General features: G+C 48.7%; 1 protein-coding gene. It reads right to left on the reverse strand.

Features of this window, described 5'->3' with window-relative positions; all coding sequences use genetic code 11:
* Window positions 1–1,490, reverse strand: a 1,490-nt coding sequence (locus MHN31_RS24030; protein ID WP_239445544.1) for an RHS repeat-associated core domain-containing protein, incomplete at both ends; no start/stop codon positions are given.

The following is a 1,490-nucleotide window of genomic DNA, read 5'->3' on the forward strand; positions in this document are numbered from 1 at the left end:
CTTACCACCTTGCAGAACGGAGGTGATCCCGCCAACCATCGCATGGGAAGCCACATTGGCTACGGCTGTCAGCCCGCCCGCCTCAAATGGCAGAGCGCCTCCTATCGCTTCTGAAATGCCTACCGTAAAACTGGAAATCACATAGGCCTTGAGTGCTGCACCAAAACTCCCCGTGACCGCGTAGGTTTTCAGCCCCTGATATAAAGGCAATGCCCACGGCGCATATATCCCCAATGCAATACTAACTGCCGCATCCAGAATGGGGATCTTAGCAATGGCTTTGAGCAATGAGCTCAGCCCCGTAATCTTCATTAACTTCTTCAGGAAGTAGCCACTCGGGTCGTTATAAGTCAATGGGTTATTCAGCACATAGCTGTAACGGTTGTGACTTTGCGTTACATCCGGAAACTGAACAAAAGGGTCAGCCTGTAAGAATCGACCCAGATTAGCATCATAAATACGCCCGTTCATATGTATGACCTCGAGCTGGTCTACCTGCTCGTGCCCGGTAAAGGCGCGCATCTGTGTCAGTGGTAACAGGCTGCTGCCCATTTCAGAGGCCGCATACACCCGCTGCTGCTTACCCCAGGGGTCATAAATATATTGCGCAATCGCACTGCCACTGTCATTGGTCACCAGCACGGTTGAACCCAGCATATCGCTGTGTGCAACCTGCGTTTTTTGTGCCTGACCTTCAATCTGACTGATCACCACACCACCGGCATACCAGCGGTGTTCTATTTGTGATGGCAAAGCACTGCCACTGCTGTCTTTACCCCCTGACTGTTTGATCAACTCATACACTTTACCCACATAGTACACCTGTTTCGTTTGTGAACTGCCATTCACCAGTTGTACGTCTTTACGATAATAGCGCTTACCTGATCCGTCATACCGGAACTCAGTGTAGGTATTACTGTCTTTGGTGATTTTATAAGGCTTATCAAACTGGGTGTAGTAAAAACGACGCTGACCATCATTAACGATGTTGCCATGGTTATCATAAGACATACTGTAGCTACGCTTACCGCTTGCCCCTGACACAGACGTCAGCTGATATGGGTTATTGGTATTCGTATAGTGGTAAGTCCCTACATTCGTATTGGTCTTGATATTGCCATATGCATCATAGCTGTAGGTTTGATTCGCCAGCCTGAGCGATACCCCATAACGGGTGCTGGCATGACTCACTGAACGGGTTCTCAGGCGCTGCAGACCGTTATTTTCATACCCAAATGACTCGGTAAACTTGAACGAATCGTTGCCAACGCCCGGCTCATAATACTGACTGATACGATGGCGTGTGGTACCACGAATATCATGCTTATAATTGACCGTATACAGTGTCTGAGTGGCATTCGAAATTGAAATGGCGTCAATAAAGCCACTGTCATTTTCAAACGACTGGGTCCGGGATACCCCACCTGCAAACGTCTGCTGTGTCACCCGTCCTTGTGCATCCACACTGTCTATTTTACTCAACAGCTTAT

The organism is Pseudoalteromonas sp. McH1-42 (assembly GCF_022347845.1).
Taxonomy (GTDB): Bacteria; Pseudomonadota; Gammaproteobacteria; order Enterobacterales; family Alteromonadaceae; genus Pseudoalteromonas; species Pseudoalteromonas rubra_D.